Genomic DNA, 25,340 nt, shown 5'->3' with positions numbered 1-25,340 from the left:
CGTAGTATGTTCACAGGCATTGTTGAAAGTTTAGGTAAAGTTGACAGCTTACAAAGTGTAGGTGGTGATGTGCGCTTGCGTATTCAGACTGACCTAGATATGTCTGATGTACATTTGGGTGATTCTATTGCTACCAATGGCATTTGCTTAACGGTGATTGACTGGGGAGACAATTGGTATGCTGCCGATGTTTCTCGTGAAAGTCTGAATCGTTCAACTTTGGCAAGTTGGAACGTTGGACAAGTGGTGAATGTTGAAAAAGCAATGTTGCCAACCACACGCTTTGGCGGTCATATTGTCAGTGGGCATGTCGATGCAGTGGGTGAAATTACCGTAGTTCGTTCAGATGCACGTTCGCTATATTTTGAGGTAACTGCACCTGTTGAAATCGCTAAATATTTGGCTGAAAAAGGTTCGATCACTGTAGATGGAATTAGCTTAACCATCAATCATTTACGTGGCAATATTCTCAGTCTCAATTTGATTCCACATACTGCTGAACGTACCAATATTGGAACATGGAAAGTGGGCGCCAAGGTGAACTTGGAAGTTGATGTATTGGCACGTTATATCGAGCGTTTACTGCTCGGTGATAAAGCCGCTGAGGTTAAAGCTGAATCAAAACTGAGCATGGAATTTCTCGCTAAGAATGGTTTTTTAAAATAACTCAAATAGACGCTAAGATCGAAAAAGCCTAATTAATTTAGGCTTTTTAATATTTACATGGTTAAATTAGACTAATATATTGTGGATACTTCTTTGAAGAGAGTTGAGTATTGCTTGATTTTTTATTGCATTTAGAACAATTATTGCCCACTTTCTTAGAAAATTATGGGCTATGGATTTATGCCATTTTGTTTTTGATTATTTTTGCAGAAACTGGCTCAATCTTTATGTTTTTTCTCCCCGGTGATAGCTTATTGATCGCTGTTGGTGCCCTATGCTCGACTGCTGAATCGGTTCATCTTCATTATATGGGGGTGTTGCTGATCATTGCTTCTATTTTAGGTTATATCGTCAACTACTATACAGGGCGGGCTTTAGGCTTTAAGTATTTTCATGCGCATTCACGTTGGTTTAAGCCTGAATATATTAAAAAGACCAATCATTATTTTGAGCGTCATGGGGGTAAAACGATTCTTGTTGCACGTTTTGTACCTTTTGTTCGTTCGTTCGCTCCATTCGCAGCAGGTGCAGGACATATGAAAATGCCTGTATTCATGCTGTATAACGTGTTGGGTGGCTGGATTTGGATTGCGCTGTTGTTGGGTGCAGGTTATGGGGCAGGTAATCTACTGTCGCTATTGATCGATTCATTCTAAACACATTGAGAATAGATACCAATCAGCCGAATGTTGTACCCAACATTCGGCTGATTGGTATCTATCATATGATCGCAGGTTATCATCGAAGAAATTTAAAAAAAGCCATCGCAATAAATCAGAATAATATGACGATATTTTTACGCACTGACACAAAAAAAACTTCAGAAACTGCAAACATAAAAAGCTTTCAAATCGCCAAAGTGCTAACATTTTGCAAGTTTTAAAATCTTAATGCTGGTGGGAAAAAATGTTGATACAACGTGGTGGTTTAAAAGTTGTGGCTGGGCTTGGAATTTCAGGCGTTTCAGCTGTAAATTTTCTGCATGAAAATGGCTACCGTGTTGCAGTCACTGATTCACGTCAACTCCCACCAGGACACGATCAAATTCCAGCAACAGTGCAAACCAGTTTTGGTAAATTGGACCAAGATTTGCTGTTGCAAGCGGAAGAAATTGTCATTAGCCCGGGATTGGATATTAAACTGCCAGAGATTCAAGCGGCGATCGCCAAAGGGATTCCAGTCGTCAGTGAGATTCAGATTTTACGTCGTGCAACAGATAAACCAATTGTTGCCATTACTGGCTCAAATGCCAAGAGTACGGTAACGACCTTAATAGGTTTAATGGCGCAGGATGCAGGCGTTAAAGTTGCTGTTGGAGGCAATCTTGGACGTCCAGCCTTGGATCTAACGCGTGATGATCCTGATGTCTATATTCTTGAACTGTCGAGCTTCCAGCTTGAAACCACTTCAAATTTAAATGCTGAAGTTGCTGTGGTGTTAAATATGAGTGAAGACCATTTGGATCGTCATGGTGATATGGCGGGTTATCATGCGGCGAAACATCGTATTTTCCAAGGTGTGAAAAAAGTGGTGTTTAACCGTGATGACTCACTCACTCGCCCGTTGGTTCCAGATGTAACCCCAATGCAAAGCTTTGGTCTCAATGCACCTGATTTAAAACAATACGGTATTCTCAGAGAAGACAATGGTACGATCTGGTTAGCGCGTGGTCGTGAACGATTGTTGAAAAGTTCAGAGATGTACATCCAAGGTACGCATAATGTTGCGAATGCTTTGGCATGTTTGGCTTTAGGTGAAGCGATTGGTCTACCGATAGACAAGATGTTGGAAACACTCAAGACCTTCAAGGGTTTAGAGCATCGTTGTGAGTTCGTTAAAGAAGTGGCGGGTGTTCGCTATTATAATGATTCTAAAGGGACCAATATTGGAGCAACTTTGGCTGCTTTAGATGGTTTAGGTGCTGCAATTGAAGCGCAAGGTGGCAAAGTGGCGATTATTCTAGGTGGTCAAGGCAAAGGGCAAGATTTTACTGCTTTACGCCAGTCCTTAGAAAAATATGCCAAACTGGCGGTACTGATCGGTGAAGATCGACCTGTGATCGAAAAAGCAATTCAAGGCACAACTGAGCTATTGCATGCTGAAACGCTACAGGAAGCTGTGGCGCTGTGTCAGCAACATACGCAAGCACAGGATGTGGTGTTATTATCACCAGCATGTGCAAGTTTTGATATGTTTACAGGTTATCCGCAACGCGGTCATCGCTTTGTTGAATATGTAAATGCGCTAAACTAAAAGAATCATAAGGAAAATAAAGTATGGCTGGGTTAGCTCAGACGACAATAAGTAAACTTCATCAAGCGTATGAACGTTGGATGCCAAAATTGCCCGCAGAAATTACCCCACGTAATGTATTGCTGTTTTGTGTCATCTCACTATTGTGTATCGGTACCGTGATGGTTGCTTCAGCGTCAATGCCGTATGCGGAGCGGATGCATGAAAACGAATTCCATTATGTCATTCGTCATGCGATTTCAATTGTGGTGGCTTTTCTAGCCGCTGTAGTGACCTATCGGATTTCGCTGAATCTGTGGTTTAAAAACACCTTTCCTTTGTGGTTGATCACTATTCTACTGTTACTTGCTGTTTTAGTGGTGGGAACAGAGGTAAACGGTTCTACACGTTGGATTCGTGTCGGCGGTTTCACCTTGCAGGCGACAGAAGTTGCCAAGGTGATGATGGCAATTTTTACTGCTGATTATGTGGTTCGTCGTGCTGAAGAGGTTCGAAACAATATTAAAGGCTTGGTTCGACTCGGTGTCGTAATGTTACTGACGGTAGGGTTAATTATTGCAGAGCCTGATCTCGGGGCAACAGTAGTGATTGCGGTATCGATGTTAGGGGTGTTTTTCCTTGCTGGTGCGCCGATGATTCAGTTTGGTTTCGCTTTTGGTGCCATTCTGGTTGCGTTTGTTTCCTTGATTGTATTCGAACCTTACCGTTATGAGCGTTTGATGTCATTCTCTAATCCATGGGCTGACCCTTTAGGTTCGGGTTATCAATTGTCCAATGCCTTGATGGCATTTGGGCGAGGTGAGTGGTTTGGAGTCGGTTTAGGGCACAGTATTCAAAAGATGTCTTATTTACCTGAGGCGCATACAGACTTTATGTTGGCGATCTTGGGTGAAGAGTTTGGTTTCTTTGGGATTGCGACGGTGTTATTGCTTTCATTTGTGATGCTGATTTGTTGTATTCGAATTGGTCAGCGCGCTTTAAATCATCAGTATTTACGTGCTGGCTATTTAGCTTACGGAATTAGTATTATTTTCTTACTGCAAATTCTGGTCAATGCAGGAATGAATATGGGCATGTTGCCGACCAAAGGTTTGACCCTGCCATTTATTAGTTATGGGGGTTCATCTTTGATTATGTGCGCAGTCATGATCAGTTTGATTTTAAAAATTGATGCAACAACCAAAGAAGCCAACCCAGCAAGGGAAGAATCGAGTTTTTAGAATTTTCCTTAGCTTGAATACTTCAAAAGCCATTTGTGATCAAATGGCTTTTTTGTGAGATGTGCTGTGAACTTATAGCATTTTTATTGTTGATATAAGCACTGTGATTATTGATAAATGCCGGTTAAATGGATGCCTTGGGGGATACGTGAAATATCCCATTGTTGCACAGCTTGAGCCAACATATGTGCAGGCTGATCTAAGTCTACAGGTGCCTGACCCAATGCGAGAATTGCCTGTGAAAGTAGGGGCGCTGCATTTTCAATATTTAGTGCATGAGCAAGATTTTGCTTTGAGAGCTTTTGACCTTGTTCATTCATGGCGAGCGGAAGGTGCATATACTCAATTGCTGGATAGCCAAGAAGTTGCCCTAGCCATATTTGACGTTCAGTATTATCCAATAAGTCTGAACCACGTACGATATGGTTAATTCCTTGTAAATAGTCATCTACAACGACTGCCAATTGATAGTTGATGATGCCGTCACGGCGCTTAAGGACAAAGTCACCAAGATCATGTTGTAAGTTAGAGCAATGTAGCCCTTGCAAACGATCATGGAAGCAAATGTTTTGATCTGTGACTTTTACACGAATGGCTTGATCTTTAAACTCAAGCTGTTTATCTCGACATGTGCCTGTATAGATATGGTTTGAACCAAGAATCTTTCGAGTACACGCACAAGCATATACCCAATTGTGTTGTTTGAGCTGGTCGATAACAGATTCATAAATTGCAATGCGTTGTCTTTGATAAATGATTTCAACATCAGATTCAAATCCAAAAGCATCTAAACATTGTAAGATGTGTTGTTCGCTATCGGGATAGATGCGAGGAATATCCGTATCTTCTATACGGACGATCCATTGCCCTCTATGTGCTTTTGCATCGCAATAACTGGCAACAGCAGTAATTAATGAACCGAAGTGTAGAGGACCTGTGGGCGAAGGTGCAAATCGTCCTTTATATTGGTCATGCTTCCTCCCTTCCTTAACATCAGGAAGGGTCGGGGAGGAATGTGCAGACACAGTGTTTAACCGTTGTTTTGCTTCTCTTTGATCTCTGCAAGTGTTTTACAGTCGATACATAAAGTTGCAGTAGGACGTGCTTCTAAACGACGTAAACCGATTTCGATACCACAAGTTTCACAGAAACCATAGTCATCATTTTTAATGGCTTCGATAGACTGTTCGATTTTGCGAATCAATTTACGTTCACGATCACGAGTACGTAATTCAATTGCAAACTCTTCTTCCTGTGTTGCACGATCGTTTACATCAGGTAAAGAAGAAGATTCGTCTTGCATCGTATTTAAAGTGCGATCCACTTCCGACATTAACTCTGCCTTCCAAGCCAGCAAAATTTGACGGAAATGTTCGAGCTGCCCCTCAGACATATATTCTTCATTTTTCTTTGGCTGATAAGGCTCGATACCGAATAGACTTGCTGTAGTACCGTTTTCATTGGTCTTTGGCTTGGCTTTGCGTACACGCTTTGCAGACTTATCATCCATCATTGCTGTTTGCTCATCCAAGACTTGATTTTGGTTGTCATTCGCCATAAAGGGCATTCCTCATCATATACGTACTATCTATACGCAAAAAATATGGTGATATGCAAGTATTTTTATCACTACCAACAGAATGAATCTATCGGGGGCGTCATCATATAGATTTTTTTACAAAGATGAAAGTCACCTCGCCCTGAATTCGACTTTCTGCATATCTTGTTGGACGAATAACTTAATGGAAAAAAAACAAAATGAAAAGCTAGTAACCTGAAATTTCTTCATTAATTGTAACATTGAAGTGGTCAAGTCGATGTACATAGGTCTCAAACTCACCATTGGCTTTTAAATGTAAGCAACGGTAACCAGGTGCAATTGGGTCAAATGAAAACTCTTGGCTAAGCGGTTTAAATTGGACACAGGTGGCTGGTGTAGAAATAAACTGTATGCCATTCCACTCGTTATAAGACTCTTGATGTACATGCCCATGTAATAATAGCTTGATATTGTTAAATGGTTCGAGCACTGCTTTTAATTCATCGGCATTTTTTAATTTGTGTTGATCTAGCCATTTTGAGTGCATTTCAAAAGGATTGTGATGACAGGCAACAATCACAAACTTGTCTCGAAGTTGCTCTAAGCGTTGTTTTAGGCGAACCAATTGTTCAGGTTGAATCTTTCCATCTGTACGCCCACTCACTGTACTGTTAAGCAGAATAATGCACCATTGATCAAGCTCAATCACTGTGGGTTCTGGTTCAGGTACATGAAAGGGGAAAAAACTCAGATTGTCATGATTTCCTGGGATATGATAAAAATCAATGCCAAAGCCCCGCATATAATTTAAATAGCGTGCATAGGTTTCCGGATAAGCTGCTTGGGCCAAATCCCCAGTATGTAGAATCAAATCAGCATTTGGAAAGCGCTGCTGAACATCTTCCATAACGGCATGAAAGCTTTCCTCAGGGTTGATCCCGACAAACTTTGCATCAGGCTTATCCATTAAGTGTGTATCTGTGATTTGTATGATCACTTTATCTTTATCGGTTTGCTGCAATATCTTTGATTGCATGTCTTTCCCCTAGACATTTTCAAGTGTACGCAAGTGCTGTTGTAGCCATTGTAAAGCCATTATCACTGGTGCATTTTTTAAACGATTACTTTGTAATAATATACTAAGATCTGCATAGTCGATGATATGAAGTTGAATATTTTCACCTTCATCGGGCATTCCAAAAATACCGCCTTCGGCAGGCAACTCCGCTTGAGCAGTATAAAGATGAAAAATTTCATCACATGCGCCAGCCGATGGATAGAAACTAAAAAGAGCTTGAATATGTTCAAGCTCACAGCCAGATTCTTCAAGACTTTCTCTTCGAATACAGGTTTCTGGAGATTCATCACCATCCAATACCCCTGCAATAATTTCTAATTGCCAAGGTGAAATTGGGTCATCAATTGCACCAACGCGAAATTGTTCAATCAGTGCGAATTTTTGTCGTTGATCATTATAAATCAAAACACCCGCGGCTTCTTTGCGACGAACTAACTCACGTTGGATGTTTGATGTATATTCGGTTTGGTTAAATAATCGGTGCTGCAAGCTGACTTTTTCGACTTGAACAAAGCCCTGAAAAGCATATTCTCGAGATTTAATTTTTACATCGTTATGGGTGTAAGTTGCTTGCTGAATGATGTTCATGTGTGTAGTTAGGATGAAACATATTCACTTCATCCTAACTGAGAAATAGGCAAAGGCAAAAGTTTTTTTTAACTTTACACTTTGTGGTACAACTTTTGTCCTTGCTCATGATAGACAGATTTCATGGTTTTAAGACCATCCTCTATCACCGTTTGGCTTGAAGTGGCTTGCTCAGCATGTTGCTGATTTTGTGCGTAGTCACGAACATTTTGGGTGATTTTCATCGAACAAAACTTCGGTCCGCACATGGAGCAGAAATGCGCTGATTTATGTGCTTCTTTCGGCATAGTTTCATCATGCATAGAGCGAGCGGTATCAGGGTCCAAACTCAGATTGAATTGATCCTCCCAGCGGAATTCAAAACGTGCTTTAGAGAGCGCATTGTCGCGTACCTGTGCGCCTGGATGACCTTTAGCTAAATCTGCTGCATGTGCGGCGATTTTGTACGTGATGATGCCGTCTTTGACATCTTTTTTGTTGGGTAATCCCAAATGCTCTTTTGGTGTGACATAACACAGCATTGCTGTACCATACCAACCAATCATTGCCGCGCCTATCGCAGAGGTAATGTGGTCATAACCAGGTGCAATATCCGTTGTTAGTGGTCCAAGTGTATAGAACGGTGCTTCCTGACAAACTTCAAGTTGCAAGTCCATATTTTCTTTGACCATATGCATTGGAACATGCCCTGGACCTTCAATCATCACTTGAACATCATGTTGCCATGCACGATGGGTGAGTTCACCCAAGGTGCGTAATTCTGAAAATTGTGCTTCATCATTGGCATCTTGGATACAGCCTGGACGTAAACCATCACCTAGACTGAACGAGACATCATAAGCTTTCATGATTTCACAGATTTCATCGAAATGCGTATAAAGGAAATTTTCTTCATGATGCGCCAAACACCATTGCGCCATAATTGAGCCACCACGTGACACAATCCCCGTCAAACGATTTGCGGTTAATGGAACATAGCGCAATAACACACCTGCATGAATAGTAAAGTAGTCCACGCCTTGTTCAGCTTGTTCGATCAAGGTGTCTTTAAAGATTTCCCACGTCAGGTCTTCTGCAACCCCATCGACTTTCTCAAGTGCTTGATAAATCGGAACAGTACCAATTGGTACAGGAGAGTTGCGAATAATCCATTCACGTGTTTCATGAATATTTTTACCCGTCGACAGATCCATAATGGTATCTGCGCCCCAACGCGTTGCCCATGTCATTTTTGCAACTTCTTCATCAATCGATGAACCCAGTGCAGAGTTACCAATATTGGCATTGATCTTAACCAAGAAATTACGTCCGATAATCATCGGTTCACATTCTGGATGGTTAATATTTGCAGGAATGATGGCGCGACCTTCAGCGACTTCTTTGCGCACAAATTCAGGCGTGATTTCCATCAGATTATGTGCACCAAAATTTTGTCCTGCATGTTGACGCATATCGACGCCTTCACGTTGACGTTGATTTTCACGAATCGCAATATATTCCATTTCAGGGGTAATGATTCCTTGCTTGGCATAATGCATTTGGCTGACATTATGTCCTGCTTTGGCGCGACGAGGCTTTTGAATATGTGCAAAACGGATTTCAGCTGTACGAATATCTTTGAGGCGCTCTTGTCCGAACTTAGAAGTTAGGGTGTTTAAGCGTTCAGTGTCGTTACGTTCAGCAATCCATGTTTCACGAACATTGGGCAAACCTTGATTGAGGTCGATCTTGACATTCGGGTCGGTATAAACCCCTGATGTGTCATAAACCATCACTGGTGGATTTTTTTCCCCACCTAAACCTGTAGGGGTATCGGTGAGTTCAATTTCACGCATCGGAACCTGAATGTCAGGGCGTGAACCTTGAATATAGACTTTTTTAGACGCGGGTAAAATTCGAGTGAGATCTTTGGCTTCTTGCTCATGTTGAGCCAATTGATCAGCAGGGGATAGATTCGTTAATTGGTTCATTACAATGATCCTTATGAATGACATCAACGAATCAAGCACGACCAAAAACGGTGGCAAATTTAGTCTATTTGATGCAACACAATGACCATAAGCATGGCGCTGTATTTCTAAAAAAATAGATAAACTTTGGGCTGTCAGTTTTTAGATGCTTGATTCCTACGCAGGTCTTAACCTGATCAGGTTCAACGGTACTTTAGTTTAAGTTTTGGCAAGGAGATGCAAAACTGACTAAATCTCAGCGAGGAATTACTCGCGCTCCGTCAAGCGATGTTTAAATATTAGCATGTTCTCATCGGGAATGTGATGACATACTCCTATCAAATTTAATTATTTTTTTGAGCAAGAATTTCTTCAACCTGCTTCCTTATTTTTTGTTCAAATGCTGTACGTTGCTCTTGAATGTTTTGTTGTTCAGGGGTTTCATCTTGAGTATTTTCTCTAGATGGCTTTGGCATTTGTTGCCAAAGCGTTTCACTCTTATTGATCAAATTTAGGAAGCTTTGTGCAGTCTGACGGCTTGCCGTTTGGCTTTTGGCAACTTTCTCAATGGCTTTCATGGCTTCTTCATCTGCAATTTTGTCATCATCAAACCATAGGGTACGGGTATTGTCATCGCCTTGAAAAAGAGCACGACGATATTGTTCAATGTTTTCTGAAACTTGAGGTTTATAATGGTTTTTAGGGTAGTCTTTATTGAATTTTTCCCAAAATAATAAGCGGTTGGCGACTTCATTAAAACTAATTGCCAATCCAGCATCCAGTATATAGTTTGCTCCTGTATACTCTTTACGGATTTGTTTAAAATAAACTTGATCTGATTTTTCTAAAGAGGGTGCAAAAATATCGAGATCATATTGTGGATTTCGGGTAAACGTATATTCACCTTCACCCACATAAAATTTTTCTAAATATAAGTCTTTTGCATGATCTACCAAGTATTTCTCACTCGGTTTTAACTTTTTATATAGTTCTTGTTTTTGCTTTGCTGTCATAGACTGACCTTCTGCAAGAGAATCAGTCAAATATTGGAATACTTGAGGTGAAGCATCCATCACAAGTTTCTGATAAATGTCTTCAGATTTTGCTTGCCATTGATAACGAGTTTTTAAGGGTACAGTTGATAAACAGTTTCTAAACCATTGATTGAGATCATGCAAATCCTCAGCAACCACTGTTTTTTCTAACTTTTGAATACTTGAATCGATTTGGCTACAATCTTGAGCAGGTCCTTTAGGACGAGAGGCTTCAGTGGCATCAATCTCAGATGTAGATGTTTTAACGGCTTCAGTTTTTTGATTATTTTCATGTTTTTGACAAGCACTGAGCAAGGTAAAAATAAAAATAGCAGCAAATGGAACACTTTTTTGTAGAAAGTTCATGGTATGACAATTGTTGTGAGTTTTTTGAATAGTGAAAGGATAATAAAAATTGAGCTGAAAAGAAATCTATGTATTAGAACAAATTGCATCACTAAAGCAGTCTTTTTTGACATGTTTAAAATCAATTGGACTTAAATTTAAATATTGATTGAGTTGAGAAAGTGCCAATAATTGAGGGCGATTTTCTAATTTTAAGCGTTCTTTTTCACTGATTTGAATTTTTTGTTGGCGTTGTTCAGGCGTCATTTGTACGAATTGTATAAATTTCTTGGCTTGGACTGAAAGCTCCCCTTCATTTGTTTTAGACAAATGTTCGATGACCAACCAACTTGAGACATCTATATCATTTTGATTTTCAAAATTCATCGAAATGGGCGAGCCTTCTGTACCTAAAAATAACAAGCTGCTGTAAGCATTTTTTAAAAAGCGCGCGTCATGTAGAAAAATGGTATTTGGATACGTCACAAGATATTCTTGCCAAAATTTAGCGCGCTTGGCAATTTCATCAGGCTCAAGGTTCAATTTATTATTTTTGAAAAGCGGTTGCGCATTTTGCTCTGCCAGATTTTCGATAAATACTTGTTCAGGTGCTTGCAGATAAGGTGCAAAAACTTTTGCCAAATACTGCGGGCTTCGGCGATAGTTGATTGCATCCTCAGTCTGGTCTGTTAACTCAATATAAGCCTGTCCTTTATGGCGCAATAAATATTGATCGCGCAAATTGAGTTGTTCAAATTTATTCTGCTGAATGGTGGGATATGCTGCCTGATCTAACACATAGTTTTCAAATGCTTGCTGTTGTTCTGATGTTCGATCTATTTGTAGAAATTGTTGGTACATCTTTTTGGATTGATGCATGAGTTCCATTTGTTCTGTAGATTTTAACAAAGGTAAGCACATGCGAATGTCTTGATTCACCTGTTCAATCGCTAAAGTTGTTCTTTGCGGATTAATTGCCAACATTTCATTTTTTAGATTTTGACAAATTTGCGTCAGATCAGGAACAGGATTTTCTGTTTTTGGTGCTTCCTTTGACTCTTGTACGATATCCGTTGTTGGTTTTTGACACGCGACCACCACCAAGCCACTCAAAACTACGAGTATGCTCGAAATGAGATAATGAATAGGGTTGCGAGGAAATTTCATTAGACCGATATAACAAGGAAGCTCAATGTGGTACTTTGCTATTGTCGCTGAATCAAAGCTAAATAAATGAAATATTTTGTAGTTTTGTGATAATGAAACGTTACGATTTTAACGGAAATGGCAAATTTTTTCATGGCTATGCAGCGTTCATTTATTGAATAATTTGCCTAAAAATAAGCCTGCGGTTTATCTTAAATTAAATGTCAGTATATATAAATTATATAAAGTGAGTGCTATGATTTGAGCTAAATCTTGAAGATGAAAAATCAACATTGCTTCAATGAAAGTTCATCTAAAAGAAAAATACTTGTCATAAAATGTTCATCATTGCTATGGTTTAATATTAAGTCTAAAAAGTCGCATTTGTTGCCTGTGGAGTATCAAACTTTGAGCCCAAGTAATCCTGTATTAAACCATCACATTTCTTCACAATTCAATGAAGATCTACAGGATGTAAATACCAAATTTATGACCATGGGTGGTTTAGTAGAGCAACAAGTGGCAAATGCGGTGCATGCTTTGTTAGATACCAATGCCAATATGGCAATAGATGTGCAGTTTCAAGACAATACCGTCAACCGTTATGAACGTGAAATCGATGAAGCACTGACCTTGATTTTGGCACGTCGTCATCCCGCGGCAATTGATTTGCGCATGGTGATTGCGATGAGTAAGGCAAACACGGATTTAGAACGGATTGGTGATGAAGCCGCAAAAATCGCCCGTATTGCACAGACATTGTGCGAAGAAGGTGAGTCACCTCGTGGCTATATGGAAACACGCCATATTGGCAATCAAGTTCGTGTCATGATTCATGATGCTTTGGATGCTTTTGCCCGTGTCGATGCTGAACAAGCATTAAAAGTTTTGTTGGCAGATGCAGATATTGACCGTGAGTATCAGTCGGCAACACGTACACTCATGACGTATATGATTGAAGATCCTCGACATATTAGTCGTGTTATTAATGTGATGTGGGTATTGCGCTCATTGGAGCGTATTGGTGATCATGCACGTAATATTTCAGAACAAGTCATTTATATGGCGAAAGGTTTTGATGTGCGTCATACCAACATTGAAGAAATTGAACAAAAAGTTCAAGGAAAATAATTTAACGTAGCCTAAAGACTTAAACAAAAAGACCTGGATTATTCAGGTCTTTTTGTTGGGGCATCGGTTTTGAAAAAACGTCAACTCAACGAATTAAACTTGTGCCAAGGCTTGCTCTAAATCTGCAATCAAATCATCAATATGTTCAATGCCTACAGATAAGCGAACCATATCAATACTGACCCCAGCCGCTTTTAATTCTTCTTCATTGAGTTGGCGATGAGTCGTGGTTGCTGGATGACATGCCAAGCTTTTGGCATCACCAATGTTGACTAAACGAGTAAAGAGTTGTAGGGCATCAATAAAACGAGTTCCACCTTCACGACCATCTTGTACTCCAAAAGATAAGATGGCAGATGGTTTACCTTTGACATATTTTTGAGCTAAGGCATGTTGTGGATGGTCTTTTAAACCGGCATAGTTGACCCATTGCACTTTAGGATGTGCTTGCAAGTATTCTGCAACTTTTTGTGCATTCTCGGTATGACGTTCCATACGTAAACTGAGCGTTTCTAAGCCCTGTAAAATAAGGAAAACACTGAGTGGGCTAATCGCAGCACCAGTGTTACGTAAAGGCACAACACGCGCTCGCGCTATATATGCGGCTTCACCTAAGGCTTCTACATAATTGACACCATGATAACTTGGATCAGGTGTATTTAAGACTTTAAAACGTTCAGGATATTTACCCCAAGGGAATTTCCCACTGTCTACAATGGCGCCGCCAATGGAGTTGCCATGACCACCAATGTATTTCGTCAAAGAATGTACGACAATATCAGCACCATGTTCAAAAGGCTTGAGCAAGGCAGGGGTAGCAACAGTATTATCAACAATGACAGGAACGCCGTATTCGTGCGCGATTTTGGCAATCGCCTCAAGATCGATAATATTGCCCAATGGGTTGCCGATTGATTCAACAAAGACCAGTTTGGTTTTTTCATCAATCAGGTTGCGCAGTGCTTCAGGATTTTGGTAATCAAAAAAACGTACTTCAATGCCTTGTTTCGGCAAAGTATGCGCAAATAAATTGTATGTTCCACCATATAGCGTCGATACAGATGCAATATTATCACCAGCTTCGGCAATGGTTTGAATCGAATAGGTGATTGCTGACATGCCCGAAGCCAATGCTAAAGCACCGATTCCACCTTCAAGTGCAGCCAGACGTTGTTCAAGCACAGCTGTGGTTGGATTCATAATACGGGTATAAATATTGCCTTGAACTTTGAGATCAAATAGATCTGCACCATGCTGGGTGTTATCAAAGGCATAGGATGTCGTTTGATAAATTGGAACAGCAACGGCTTTGGTTGTTGCTTCTGGTTCATAGCCTGCGTGAATGGCAAGTGTTTCGTCTTTATAAGTCATATTCCGTCAACTTTTTATTAAAATTCAATAGAGTGTAACAAATAAATATATGAAGTAAACAAGGGTTTCTATATTTTAAAATCATAAAAAAAGATAAAGACAAAGTCTTAGCGATGTGCCGTTTATACAGAATTGAATATGTAAATACCGAATATCGCTTAGTTGAGTCACTGTCATGTTGATGTCACTTGCCGAAATTAGTATTGGAATTTCCATTAAATCAGGCACTAAGTACAATGAATAAAGCACAGATAAGTAAACTGACAATTCGTAAAACCACTTTAACTTTAGTTTTATGTAGTTTATTCGGCTTAACAGCATGTTCAGATGATGATAATAAAGACTCAACCAACAGCAAAACACTTACTCAAAGTATAAGTTTAGCCTTTGGCGATGAGGCTTGTGTGATGGGAGGAACACGTGTTCAAAGCGGGGTAGATAGGAATGGAAATGGTAAACTGGAAGCCAGTGAAGTCACAAAAAATGAGGACAGTTGTAAACCGAATTTATTTGCTCAAGGCGTCGCATTACCATTTACTGTACTCGCACGACATGATGCAAATGGCACGACCATTGATAGTAGCTTTGATATTCGTCAAGGTGGTTTTGGTTCTGATGCCACTGCTCACCCGACAAATAAAAAGCAATTCTATGCTTTGACAGATCGAGGACCGAATGCTGACTTTACTGACAAGCTGTATGGTGCAGGTAAAGTGTTTGCGATTCCCAATTATGTTCCCAAAATTGGTTTGTTTGAAATTCAGGACAATGGCACCGTCAAACTAATCAAAACCATTAATTTGAAAGACCGTAATGGTAAAGATATTTCAGGTTTACCCAATACCTCAGCTTTTGGGGGGACGGGAGAAACCCCTTATGATGTGAATGGTAAAGTGATTACTGTAGATCCAACCAAACCGTTTGATGCAGTGAATAATCCCATCAAATTGGATGATTATGGCTTAGATAGTGAAGGGCTAGTTGCACTTCAAGATGGCACGTTTTGGGTCAGTGATGAATATGGTCCACATATTGTACATTTTGATGCCAATGGCAAGGAAATCGGGCGAATTAATCCATTCAAAGCAGATCAACGTAATCAATGGACGCTACCTAATGAATTTAGTTATCGCCGTGCCAATCGAGGAATGGAAGGGCTCACCATTACACCAGATCAAAAAACTTTGGTGGGCATTATGCAGTCGACCATGAGTTTGCCGAATAAAAGTGTCAATAAATCAACATTGACTCGTATAGTGACCATTAACCTTGAGACAGGTAAGGTTGCACAATATCTCTATCAGCAAGAACTTCCTGAGAACTCCAACTCTGGGATTATTGCATTAAGTGCAACACAATTTTTAGTGCTGGAACGGGACGGTCTTTTTTATAAAGACACCACAAAGGTAATTAAAAATGTTTATCGTATTGATTTAACTCAAGCCACCAATTTAGAAGATATTAAAGATCAAAAGGATTTCAAACAGGATGACAAGATCGGTTTAACGATCGCGGGTAAAACACTGGAAGAATTCCAGTTGGAAAAAGGCTGGGATGGTTTAAAAGCATTGAATATTGTTCCAGCACCCAAAACATTGGTACTCGATATGGGCAAAGCGGTGAAATATCCACATGACAAAATAGAAGGCATATGGTTGATTAATAACACCACTTTAGGTGTATTAAACGATGATGATTTAGGATTGTGGAGTAATGCAAAAGGAATGGAGCAAAAATACCTGGATACAGCGCGAACAAGAGTCGATATCAATACCTTATACATCATGGATAAATTGAATTTGAAAGGGCAATAAGCACTTTGAAAGAGTTGTCAAATTGACGGCTCTTTCAATCTTATGTGTTGAATAACAACAAGCATTAAAATAAAAACGATACTCATACCTTGGTGCAATGTATAGCCACCAGTTTTAGTCCTGTGCAAGCCTTAATTTGGTTGTCATCCAACCAACACATCCAGACTGCATCTACAGTTTATATCGCAATATCAGGCGAACTTTGATTTCATATCTCGTTTGAATAAAACTCAAGGTCGAACTCTTTTGAAGAACGAATCTGAAAAAGCGTGTTTGAAAATATCTCCATCTAATTGGACAAATCTGAACAAAAATAGATAAATTCAGCGTATAATTAACAGCATTTATTTAAGGATTTGTCCGCATTTCATCTGTGGATTGCCTTGTAAGTTAAAACAAACAATGAATGCTGTGAAACGAAGAAAACCGTAAACATGTTTTTGAGTTTTATCGCGCAGACTGAGTGAATTTGAGTTGCAAGTGGATATAAACAAAACCATGTTTTTGTTTATCAAGTCGCTACAGATGACATTCGAGTAAAGCCTATTCGCATTTTGCGAATTTTTATTCATTATAGAGGAGTCCTACGTGGCCCAATATATTTACACGATGAACCGTGTGTCGAAGATGGTTCCGCCTAAACGCGAAATCTTAAAAGACATCTCTTTATCATTTTTCCCAGGTGCCAAAATTGGTGTGCTTGGTTTAAACGGTGCTGGTAAATCTACTTTGCTCCGTATTATGGCTGGCGTAGATAAAGATTTCTCAGGTGAAGCTCGTGCACAACCAGGTATTAAAATCGGTTATCTAGAGCAAGAACCACCATTAGATCCAAATAAAGATGTCCGTGGTAACGTTGAAGATGGTTTACGTGAGCCATTGGATGCCTTGGCACGCTTAGATGAGGTTTTTGCTGAATACGCAGCAGAAGATGCCGATTTTGACGCACTTGCAAAAGAGCAAGAGAAATTAGAAGCAATCATTCATTCTTGGGATGCCCATAACCTGACCAATCAAATGGATCAGGCAGCCGCTGCATTAAATCTTCCTGCTTGGGATGCAGATGTAACTTTGCTTTCAGGTGGTGAGCGTCGTCGTGTTGCACTATGCCGTTTATTGCTGTCTAAGCCAGATATGTTATTGCTGGACGAACCGACGAACCATTTGGATGCAGAGTCTGTATCTTGGTTAGAACGTTTCTTGAAAGACTTTGCTGGTACAATCGTGGCGATTACCCATGACCGTTATTTCTTGGATAACGTGGCAGAGTGGATTCTTGAGCTTGACCGTGGGCATGGTATTCCATACCAAGGTAACTATTCGTCTTGGTTAGAGCAAAAAAATGCCCGTTTAGAGCAAGAACAAAAGCAAGAAGAATCTTTTGCTAAAGCATTGAAAAAAGAACTTGAATGGGTTCGTTCAAATGCCAAAGGTCAACAAAAGAAAAATAAAGCACGTATGGAGCGTTTTGAAGAGCTTAACTCGCGTGAGTTCCAACAACGTAATGAAACTTCAGAGATTTATATTCCACCTGGTCCACGTCTAGGGAATAAAGTGGTTGAAGTTGAAGGCATCAGTAAATCTTTTGATGGTCGTTTATTGTACGAAAATCTAACCTTTACTGTGCCACCTACAGCGATTGTGGGTATTGTGGGTCCAAACGGGGCAGGTAAAACCACCTTATTCCGTATGATGACAGGTGAGCAGCAACCTGATACAGGTACTGTGACACTGGGTGAGTCTGTTAAAGTCGCCTATGTTGGTCAGATTCGTGACACCTTAGACAACAATAAAACAGTCTGGGAAGAAGTTTCAGGCGGTTTAGATATCTTAAGAATCGGTGAATACGAGATTGCTTCTCGTGCCTATATCGGTCGCTTTAACTTTAAAGGTCAAGATCAGCAAAAACGTGTTGGAGAATTATCTGGTGGTGAACGTAACCGTTTACAACTTGCTAAGATTCTTCAAATGGGCGCAAACGTGATCTTACTGGATGAGCCATCAAACGATTTGGATATCGAGACTTTACGTGCGCTAGAAGATGCGATTTTAGTCTTCCCAGGTACAGTGATGGTGGTATCGCATGACCGTTGGTTCCTCGACCGTATTGCAACGCATATCTTGTCATTTGAAAATGAACAGCCAGAGTTCTACGAAGGTAACTATGCTGAATACGAAGCGTATCGCTTGGCTCGCTTAGGTGATGCAGCTGTGCAGAAGCGTACTAAATACAAAAAAATTGGTGGCTAAACACTGACTTTACTGTAAAAAACCAGCTTTCGAGCTGGTTTTTTATTGCAGGTAAGCATGGTGAAGTTGATTTTGCGCTTCGATATGCCCTTGATTGGCTGCAAGTAACAACCATTTTCTGGCTTTATATTGATCAGGAGACAGTCCCAGTTGACCCTGTAGATAAATCATTCCGAGTTTATATTGTGCTTTACTATAACCTTTCAATGCGGCATGTAAAAAATACCAAATCGCATTACGCTGATAGGTATAAACGCGCTCATGACGATGTAAATCATAATGCACACTATAGTGATTATTCAGGGCGAGATGTTCATAACTGGTTGCACGATGATAAATATGCATGGACTCAGACATCCCAAATAAGACATGCCGATGTGTATAATCGTATGAATAAGTCATGAGCTGATTAATCCTCCTTATTTATTTTTATTAACTCCATCATCAACTACAAAATTTAACGCTTATTTCAATCAAGATTAAATGAAATAAAAAGAATATGAAATACCTTGTTTTCATGATTTTTTTTCATAGTAAAAATACTGGAAAAATATAGGAGTTTCAGTAAATAGGGTTAATTCCCTGATTTATATTGAAGGATGGGCTTATTTTAAGACGCTGATATTAAAAATGGAAATGTGACTATTTTCATTTATTTTATCATTACTGAGTGAATTCTCTATTTAAAAATCATGACAAATAAATTGTAAAATTTTATTTGAAAATAAATATTATTAATTGATTTCTTTATGTTGTTTTAATTTAGACTTAATAAAGGTGATATAAAACCATGAATAACTCATCACTTTAGAATGCTTTCATTTTCTTATTCAATAGAGCATTCGAAATAAAATAAGCGCTCAATACAACCCTCTCCCAGTGGAAGAAGGCGTTTTCAGCATGATGCAGTATGTTGATTGAAGTATGAGATTATTTATATAGTTTTTAATCTAGATAAAACGTCATTCATCAAAGACGCATTTCAATCCCTTGTTCTGCGAGATATTGTTTTGCTTCAGGAATCGTATATTGACCAAAATGGAAGATTGAAGCTGCCAATACCGCATCTGCTCCACCTTTTAAAATACCATCTGCAAGGTGTTGTAAATTACCTACGCCACCAGAAGCAATCGTTGGAATGGTGACACGATCATTAATTTGACGCATGAGACCAATGTCATAACCTGCTTTGGTTCCATCAGCATCCATAGACGTAACCAATAGTTCACCTGCGCCGTATTCCGCCATTTTTACTGCCCATTCAATGGCATCAATCCCTGTAGGTTTACGTCCACCATGAGTGAAAATTTCCCACTTATTTTCCGCAGTTTTTTTGGCATCAATCGCAACGACAATGCATTGTGCGCCAAAGCGCTGAGAAGCTTCTTGTACAAACTCAGGGTTAAACACGGCAGCGGAGTTAATACTGACTTTATCAGCGCCTGCATTTAACAATAGGCGAATATCTTCAACTTTACGCACACCGCCACCGACAGTTAAAGGGACAAATACACTTTCCGCCATACGTTCTACAGTGCGATAAGTCGTATCACGACCATTGGAGGTTGCAGTGATGTCTAAAAAAGTAATTTCATCGGCACCTTGTTCATTATATCGTCGAGCTACTTCTACAGGATCACCTGCGTCACGAATATCAAGAAATTGAACACCTTTCACCACACGACCATTATCTACGTCTAGGCAAGGAATAATACGTTTAGCGAGCATAATTTTTTCCAAAAAATAACAGTCGATGATGAAACTTCGTGACTTAGCTATAGCACCACAATAGCCGAAGCGGTTATTCTATCAAACTTATGTAAGTTTTTTCGCAGGTTTTCTATGTCGGTTTATACCACTTTGAGTTTACAAGAAGTTCAGGTCTTTGCAGCACCTTATGGATTAGAGGTGGTTGAGCTGAACCCAATTCAAGGCGGTATCCAAAATACCAACTATTTTATCATTTGTCGTGATGGAACACAGTTTGTTTTAACCTTATTTGAAAATATGGATGCGCAAGCGGCAGGTGAGTTGATCCCTGTATTAGAGCATTTAGGCGAATATGGGCTGGCTGTCCCTGTACCACTCAAATATGAAGGTCAATCTATTCATACGTTGAAGGATAAACCTGCGCAGATTGCACCACGTATGATCGGCAAACATCCTATGCCATCAAGCATTGCTCAAGTTGAACAGATTGCGATGGCTCAGGCAAAGATGCATATCGCATTAAAAGATTTTCCACTACAGCGCAAAATCGCCCGCGATCATGACTATTGGTACAACGTGGCGAAACAAATCAAACCGACTTTAAGTACAGCCGATAAAGCGGTACTTGATAATCTCTTGGGATTGTATCAAGCATTAACACAGATGTATCCAAATAGACCTAAAGGTTGGATTCATTCAGACTTGTTTCGCGACAATACGCTGTTTGAAGGGGACAACCTCAAAGGAATCCTTGATTTTTATGAAATGAATCAAGATGAATTGTTGTTTGATATTGCCATTACATTAAATGATTTTTGTACAGAATATCCTGAAGTTACTTTAAATGAAGCCAAGGCAATGGCATTTTTAAATGCTTATAGTTCAGTTCGTCCACTGACTGAAGATGAAAAGGCATGTCTAGAATTATATTTGGCAATGGCGGCAGGACGCTTTTGGATGATGCGTTTGCAGATTGCACAAATCAATGCTGAATCAGCTCGAACAGGGGATGATATCTTGCAGAAAAATCCACAAGAAATGCGTAATATGTTGATTGAAAGATTGAAATTTGTAACAGCTTAATAAATGTGTGGGATAAAAAATGCGTGATCAAGGTCGGTTAGTTGAGTGGTTTGATGACAAAGGCTATGGCTTTATTCAACCCAATGATGGACTAAAAGAGCGTGTATTCCTGCATATCAAAGACTTTGCGCAAAAAGGTCCACGTCCCATAGTGGGCTGTGCACTTGAATATGTGGTGCAGTTAGATGGACAAGGACGTTATAAAGCCAAGCAAGTGACTTATTTGAAAGCAACTCAAACTGTTCATGCCAAAACAAATCGAACCAGTCAGAATAAACTGAATGCCCAAAAAGCCTCCTCATTACAGCCGATGCAAATCATATGTATCGTTTATATAGTGGTTTTGGCAATCTTAAGCATAAGTGGTTTATTAAATGGCATGATTCTGTTTTTTGTCAGTATTATCAATGTCATGACTTATTGGTTCTATTCGCAGGACAAAGAAGCTGCACAAATGAATCAGCGTCGGGTGCCTGAAAATACCTTACATATTTTAGCCTTTTTAGGCGGCTGGCCTGCTGCATGGTTGGCACAACAACGCTTACGACATAAAACACAAAAACAACCTTTTCGAAAGATCTATTTCTGTACCATAGTCTTTAATATTTTATTGATTTTATGGTTAATTTCACCTTTAAATGTATTCCACATTTAGTGTGAATTCGCCAAGTTTTAAAAAAGGGCTTGCGATGAGTAATTATGTCGATTCAAACAATAGTAAATCTCTCACCTTAATCTTATACATTCTTTACATTATTGCGATTTTCTCCGCTGGAATTCTAGCAATTGTTGCATTGATTATTAATTACGTAAAATTAGATTCTGTTCGAGGTACGATTTTTGAAAGCCATTTTAAGTGGCAAATCAGAACATTTTGGTGGTACTTGATCTGGACCATCGTTGCATTTATTCCATTTCTTTTTCTCTTTTTCACGATGGATAATGTCAACGCATTTGCAGGTGTAGCACTCGGCGCTACAGTGTTTTGTGGTGTGACTTTATTTCTTTCTTGGATATGGATTGTTTATCGAGCGATTCGAGGGATTATCGTTTTGAATGATGATCAAGCTTTACCGCTATAAACCTGACTAAAAATTGAAAGAATGACTGAAGTAAAAAAACAGCGCTTACCTTGAAACGCTGTTTTTTTTATATGGTGTGAGTACTTTTTTGATGTTGTTTTCTGTTTAAAAATCGAGGTCTCCATTCGCTGAGGATAATGCCCGAAACCACAAGTAATCCACCAAAAAGTGCAACTAAGGGAAGGCGTTCACCTGCAATTCTGCCAAATAATGCCGCCCATACAGGTTCGCCAGCATAGATCACTGCTGCTTGAGATGGATCAACTGAACGTTGTGCCCAGTTCATGGTCAGTTGCAATATAGAACTGGTCAAGCCTAATCCTACAGCCAGTATAAGCAGTTCCCACGAAAAGGCGGGGATATGATGTTCTCCAACGAAGGGCATTGATGCAAAAGATAACACTGAGGCAAAAGCCAACTGAATGACAGTCACTCGCTGAATGTTCACTTTCCCTGCAAAGTAACCAATCAAAATAATTTCCATTGCAATCGCAAAAGAACCGAGTAGGGTTACAATTTGCCCTGTATTGAGATTGATTTGGTTGAAGCCATTGCCTGTTAAGAAAATTAACCCGATAAATGCCAGTAAGACACCTAACCATGTCATCACGTGAGGTCTTTTACGAAAAATCAGCCAAATTAAGATGGGTACCAAAGGGACATACAACGCCGTTAAAAATGCAGACTCACTACTGCTGATGGTTTGCATTCCTACGGTTTGTGAGCCATAACCTCCAGCAATCATGCTGCCAATCAGTGCTCCAGCAATAATTTCTTTTAGATGAATGCCTCTGAGATATTTATATGACAATAATCCGACAGCGATGGTTGCCGCTGCAAATCGGCAACCTACGAAGAACATTGGAGAACTATAATTCAAGGCATGATGCACAACGACAAAAGTACCTCCCCAAATCATAGTCATGATGATCAGGGCAATCTGAGGTATTTTCGATTTTAAAAATAAAGCAAAGGGAGAGGATGACATAAAGAACAAGAGGGCAAAAGAAAGCATCGCTATTTTACGCGAAAGCACAGAATTATGCTGATGTTAAGTTTGGTAATAAATGAGAGGTGATCATTAAATTGTCACCTGAAAGCGTTATACTTTAACTATTAAAATATGCATAAAGAGAAATAAGCCATGGTCATTGAACAAGCTTTATTTCATATTATTGAGGGTCAGCAATCGGCTTTCGAAAAGAAATTTTATGAATTATCCGACATTTTTAGAAATGCACAAGGGTGTGAAAAATTTAAATTGATTCGTGGAATAGAGAATAATCAACAATATATTCTACAAATTCACTGGACTGATTTAAAAGCACACACAGATGTTTTTATGAAAACAGAAGAATTTAAACATTGGTTTAATGCTTTAAAACCCTTTTTAGCACAAAAAATAGAAATGCAGCATTTTGAGAATACATTAGTCTAGATTTTTGTTGTGATTGAAAGAATAAAAAAGAGAACCTTACGGTTCTCTTTCTACAAATTAACTGAAGTTAGAATGCTTGGTCATCCAACAATAATTGAGCTTCACGTAGATTGAGCGTGCCTTCATAGATTGCTCGTCCAGTAATTGCACCTAAAATACCTGGTTGACCTTTTAAGTTGCGTACATCATCTAAGTTAGTAACACCACCTGATGCGATGACAGGAAGACCTGAATATTGTGCAAGATTAACAGTCTGCTCAACATTGACACCTTGCATCATGCCATCACGTGCGATGTCTGTATAAACAATGCTTGATACACCTGCATCAGCAAAACGTTTTGCAAGATCAGTCGCTTTTACATCAGTCACATTTGCCCAGCCATCTGTAGCAACCATACCGTTCATTGCATCAATACCGACGATGATATGACCTGCAAATTTTTGACATGCTTCTTCGACAAACTCAGGGTTTTGAACGGCTTTGGTTCCAATGATCACAAAAGACACACCTGCATCTAGGTAATGCTCAATCGTCTCTAAAGAGCGGATACCACCACCAATTTGAATCGGTAGTTCAGGTTGCGCTTTGGCAATTGCTTCAACCACAGGTTTATGGATTGGTGTACCAGCGAAAGCACCATTTAAATCAACCAGATGTAAACGGCGTGCACCTTCATTTACCCAATGTTGTGCCGTTGCAACTGGATCATCAGAAAATACAGTATCGTCTTCCATACGACCTTGTTTTAAACGTACACATTTACCATCTTTCAGGTCTATTGCAGGGATGATCAGCATGCTTTCGCTCCTTGCCTATTCTCATAGAAATTCATTGGCGTTCATCTTAGCAAAAACTTGATCAATTTCTAAGTGTCAGTTGGGGCTTTTATTTTCATTGATCCCCAATTCAGTCGTGATTTTGATGATATCAGCTGGGATTAAATTTAAATCGAGAAGTGCCTTAAAAATAAGAACTGGCGCATAAGCGTCTGCTGCGGCGTACAGAATTTGAGGAATGGTCAGATTCTTTTTCGCCCAGTTCGAGGTGCTTATTGATTTACTTTTAGGAAAATGAACCTGAAATAGGAGCGCCATCGCATTTTTAATGCCTAATGGACTGGTCATTCCGAAGCTTGAGAAAAGTTTGGAAAGCTCAATCACACGATGTAGTTCTACCCCTTTTTTACGAAATAAATGTAAGTCATTTTTTAGACCAAAGCCCACTTTGAGTTGATTTGTGTTTTCTAAAAAGGGTTTTAAAAAGTTTAGAATTTCAGGCGAAACCTGAAATAAATAAGCTTTCTCCGCAGTGGCAAGTTGAATCAAATGAGGTCCTGTCTGAACTTCACCTTTTGTAAAAGTTGGCTTTGACTCTGTATCAAAGCCGAGTAAAGTCGCTTTTGCTAATTCTTCTGAAATTTCATGACACTGTTCCAGCGTATTAATCACCACAATTTTATTTAAAGGCAAATTTTCAAAACGTGGAAAGCTTAGAATTTGTTCCTTGCTTGGGATTTGTTGGCTTTGATCATTCACAAATTTTAGCTCTCAGTTTTCAGGGGTAGCTGAAATTTCATAAATTACTTGCTTTGTCGACTAAAATTGAGCAGGTAAGGCATAAAAAAATTTAACGATATTGTG

General features: G+C 39.5%; 24 protein-coding genes and 1 riboswitch. Of the genes, 11 read left to right on the top strand and 13 right to left on the bottom strand.

Features of this window, described 5'->3' with window-relative positions:
* Nucleotides 1-6 precede the first annotated feature (6 nt).
* From F938_RS19340 to ftsW, 4 genes are all read left to right on the top strand, one after another.
* Nucleotides 7-666 (top strand): riboflavin synthase, encoded by a 660-nt coding sequence (locus F938_RS19340; protein ID WP_005034441.1) that lies wholly within the window; start codon nt 7-9, stop codon nt 664-666.
* Between the two features lie 110 nt (nt 667-776).
* Nucleotides 777-1,322: a VTT domain-containing protein gene (locus F938_RS19335; protein WP_004825534.1), complete on the top strand. Its 546-nt coding sequence runs from the start codon at nt 777-779 to the stop codon at nt 1,320-1,322.
* A gap of 250 nt (nt 1,323-1,572) precedes the next feature.
* Nucleotides 1,573-2,919 carry a UDP-N-acetylmuramoyl-L-alanine--D-glutamate ligase gene (gene murD, locus F938_RS19330; protein ID WP_005034438.1) on the top strand — a complete coding sequence of 449 codons (1,347 nt, stop codon included), beginning with the start codon at nt 1,573-1,575 and terminating at the stop codon, nt 2,917-2,919.
* 23 nt (nt 2,920-2,942) lie between these two features.
* Complete coding sequence (gene ftsW, locus F938_RS19325) at nt 2,943-4,139, top strand: putative lipid II flippase FtsW (RefSeq protein ID WP_004825531.1); 1,197 nt, start codon at nt 2,943-2,945, stop codon at nt 4,137-4,139.
* 107 nt (nt 4,140-4,246) lie between these two features.
* Here ftsW and gluQRS read toward each other — a convergent pair whose 3' ends face one another.
* The 7 genes from gluQRS to F938_RS19290 form a co-directional block, all read right to left on the bottom strand.
* Nucleotides 4,247-5,164: a tRNA glutamyl-Q(34) synthetase GluQRS gene (gene gluQRS / locus F938_RS19320; protein ID WP_005034435.1), complete on the bottom strand. Its 918-nt coding sequence runs from the start codon at nt 5,162-5,164 to the stop codon at nt 4,247-4,249.
* 5 nt (nt 5,165-5,169) lie between these two features.
* The gene (dksA, locus tag F938_RS19315; RefSeq protein WP_005034432.1) at nt 5,170-5,697 is read right to left on the bottom strand and encodes an RNA polymerase-binding protein DksA; all 528 of its coding nucleotides are present in this window, start codon (nt 5,695-5,697) and stop codon (nt 5,170-5,172) included.
* Nucleotides 5,698-5,905: 208 nt separating this feature from the next.
* On the bottom strand, nt 5,906-6,715 hold the full coding sequence (gene cpdA / locus F938_RS19310; RefSeq protein WP_005034429.1) for a 3',5'-cyclic-AMP phosphodiesterase: 810 nt from the start codon (nt 6,713-6,715) through the stop codon (nt 5,906-5,908).
* A 9-nt stretch (nt 6,716-6,724) separates the two neighbouring features.
* A complete protein-coding gene (locus F938_RS19305) occupies nt 6,725-7,345 on the bottom strand; it encodes an NUDIX domain-containing protein (RefSeq protein WP_005034427.1) in 621 nt (206 codons plus the stop codon).
* 74 nt (nt 7,346-7,419) lie between these two features.
* Nucleotides 7,420-9,315: a phosphomethylpyrimidine synthase ThiC gene (gene thiC, locus F938_RS19300; protein WP_004825518.1), complete on the bottom strand. Its 1,896-nt coding sequence runs from the start codon at nt 9,313-9,315 to the stop codon at nt 7,420-7,422.
* A 136-nt stretch (nt 9,316-9,451) separates the two neighbouring features.
* Nucleotides 9,452-9,585, bottom strand: a riboswitch (TPP riboswitch).
* 53 nt (nt 9,586-9,638) lie between these two features.
* Nucleotides 9,639-10,694 (bottom strand): hypothetical protein, encoded by a 1,056-nt coding sequence (locus F938_RS19295; RefSeq protein WP_005034425.1) that lies wholly within the window; start codon nt 10,692-10,694, stop codon nt 9,639-9,641.
* A gap of 66 nt (nt 10,695-10,760) precedes the next feature.
* A complete protein-coding gene (locus F938_RS19290; protein WP_005034423.1) occupies nt 10,761-11,840 on the bottom strand; it encodes a hypothetical protein in 1,080 nt (359 codons plus the stop codon).
* Between the two features lie 387 nt (nt 11,841-12,227).
* Here F938_RS19290 and phoU point away from each other — a divergent pair, with 387 nt between their 5' ends.
* A complete protein-coding gene (gene phoU / locus F938_RS19285; RefSeq protein WP_009584000.1) occupies nt 12,228-12,950 on the top strand; it encodes a phosphate signaling complex protein PhoU in 723 nt (240 codons plus the stop codon).
* A 93-nt stretch (nt 12,951-13,043) separates the two neighbouring features.
* On the opposite strand, the gene F938_RS19280 is transcribed toward phoU, so the two are convergent.
* Complete coding sequence (locus F938_RS19280; protein ID WP_005034422.1) at nt 13,044-14,321, bottom strand: O-acetylhomoserine aminocarboxypropyltransferase/cysteine synthase family protein; 1,278 nt, start codon at nt 14,319-14,321, stop codon at nt 13,044-13,046.
* 236 nt (nt 14,322-14,557) lie between these two features.
* Between F938_RS19280 and F938_RS19275 the strand changes: the two genes are divergently transcribed.
* Nucleotides 14,558-16,135 (top strand): esterase-like activity of phytase family protein, encoded by a 1,578-nt coding sequence (locus tag F938_RS19275; protein WP_005034420.1) that lies wholly within the window; start codon nt 14,558-14,560, stop codon nt 16,133-16,135.
* A gap of 588 nt (nt 16,136-16,723) precedes the next feature.
* Entirely contained in the window at nt 16,724-18,385 is a 1,662-nt protein-coding gene (gene ettA, locus F938_RS19270; protein ID WP_004825504.1) for an energy-dependent translational throttle protein EttA, read from the top strand.
* 42 nt (nt 18,386-18,427) lie between these two features.
* Here the strand turns inward: ettA and F938_RS19265 are convergent, their stop codons facing one another.
* Nucleotides 18,428-18,787, bottom strand: coding sequence for a tetratricopeptide repeat protein (locus tag F938_RS19265; RefSeq protein ID WP_004825502.1), 360 nt, complete (start codon nt 18,785-18,787; stop codon nt 18,428-18,430).
* Between the two features lie 567 nt (nt 18,788-19,354).
* Nucleotides 19,355-20,113, bottom strand: coding sequence for an imidazole glycerol phosphate synthase subunit HisF (hisF, locus tag F938_RS19260; RefSeq protein WP_004825500.1), 759 nt, complete (start codon nt 20,111-20,113; stop codon nt 19,355-19,357).
* Nucleotides 20,114-20,227: 114 nt separating this feature from the next.
* On the opposite strand from hisF, the gene F938_RS19255 reads away from it, so the two are divergent.
* From F938_RS19255 to F938_RS19245, 3 genes are read left to right on the top strand one after another with little or no spacing between them, the layout of a single operon-like run.
* Entirely contained in the window at nt 20,228-21,178 is a 951-nt protein-coding gene (locus F938_RS19255) for a homoserine kinase (RefSeq protein ID WP_005034418.1), read from the top strand.
* Between the two features lie 19 nt (nt 21,179-21,197).
* The gene (locus F938_RS19250) at nt 21,198-21,833 is read left to right on the top strand and encodes a DUF1294 domain-containing protein (protein ID WP_005034416.1); all 636 of its coding nucleotides are present in this window, start codon (nt 21,198-21,200) and stop codon (nt 21,831-21,833) included.
* Between the two features lie 34 nt (nt 21,834-21,867).
* Nucleotides 21,868-22,260, top strand: coding sequence for a DUF4870 family protein (locus F938_RS19245; RefSeq protein ID WP_005034414.1), 393 nt, complete (start codon nt 21,868-21,870; stop codon nt 22,258-22,260).
* 67 nt (nt 22,261-22,327) lie between these two features.
* On the opposite strand, the gene F938_RS19240 is transcribed toward F938_RS19245, so the two are convergent.
* Nucleotides 22,328-23,248 (bottom strand): DMT family transporter, encoded by a 921-nt coding sequence (locus F938_RS19240; protein ID WP_026040269.1) that lies wholly within the window; start codon nt 23,246-23,248, stop codon nt 22,328-22,330.
* 156 nt (nt 23,249-23,404) lie between these two features.
* Between F938_RS19240 and F938_RS19235 the strand changes: the two genes are divergently transcribed.
* Complete coding sequence (locus tag F938_RS19235; RefSeq protein WP_005034410.1) at nt 23,405-23,698, top strand: antibiotic biosynthesis monooxygenase family protein; 294 nt, start codon at nt 23,405-23,407, stop codon at nt 23,696-23,698.
* Between the two features lie 67 nt (nt 23,699-23,765).
* On the opposite strand, the gene hisA is transcribed toward F938_RS19235, so the two are convergent.
* Nucleotides 23,766-24,497 carry a 1-(5-phosphoribosyl)-5-[(5-phosphoribosylamino)methylideneamino]imidazole-4-carboxamide isomerase gene (gene hisA, locus F938_RS19230; RefSeq protein WP_005034409.1) on the bottom strand — a complete coding sequence of 244 codons (732 nt, stop codon included), beginning with the start codon at nt 24,495-24,497 and terminating at the stop codon, nt 23,766-23,768.
* A gap of 75 nt (nt 24,498-24,572) precedes the next feature.
* Nucleotides 24,573-25,235, bottom strand: a complete 663-nt coding sequence (locus F938_RS19225; RefSeq protein ID WP_005034407.1) for a 3'-5' exonuclease — start codon at nt 25,233-25,235, stop codon at nt 24,573-24,575.
* Between the last annotated feature and the right edge of the window lie 105 nt (nt 25,236-25,340).

The organism is Acinetobacter bereziniae LMG 1003 = CIP 70.12, from assembly GCF_000368925.1.
In the GTDB taxonomy this organism is placed as follows: domain Bacteria; phylum Pseudomonadota; class Gammaproteobacteria; order Pseudomonadales; family Moraxellaceae; genus Acinetobacter; species Acinetobacter bereziniae.
The sequence above is the reverse complement of the archived record's forward strand: the minus strand, read 5'-3'. Positions and strand labels throughout refer to the sequence as shown.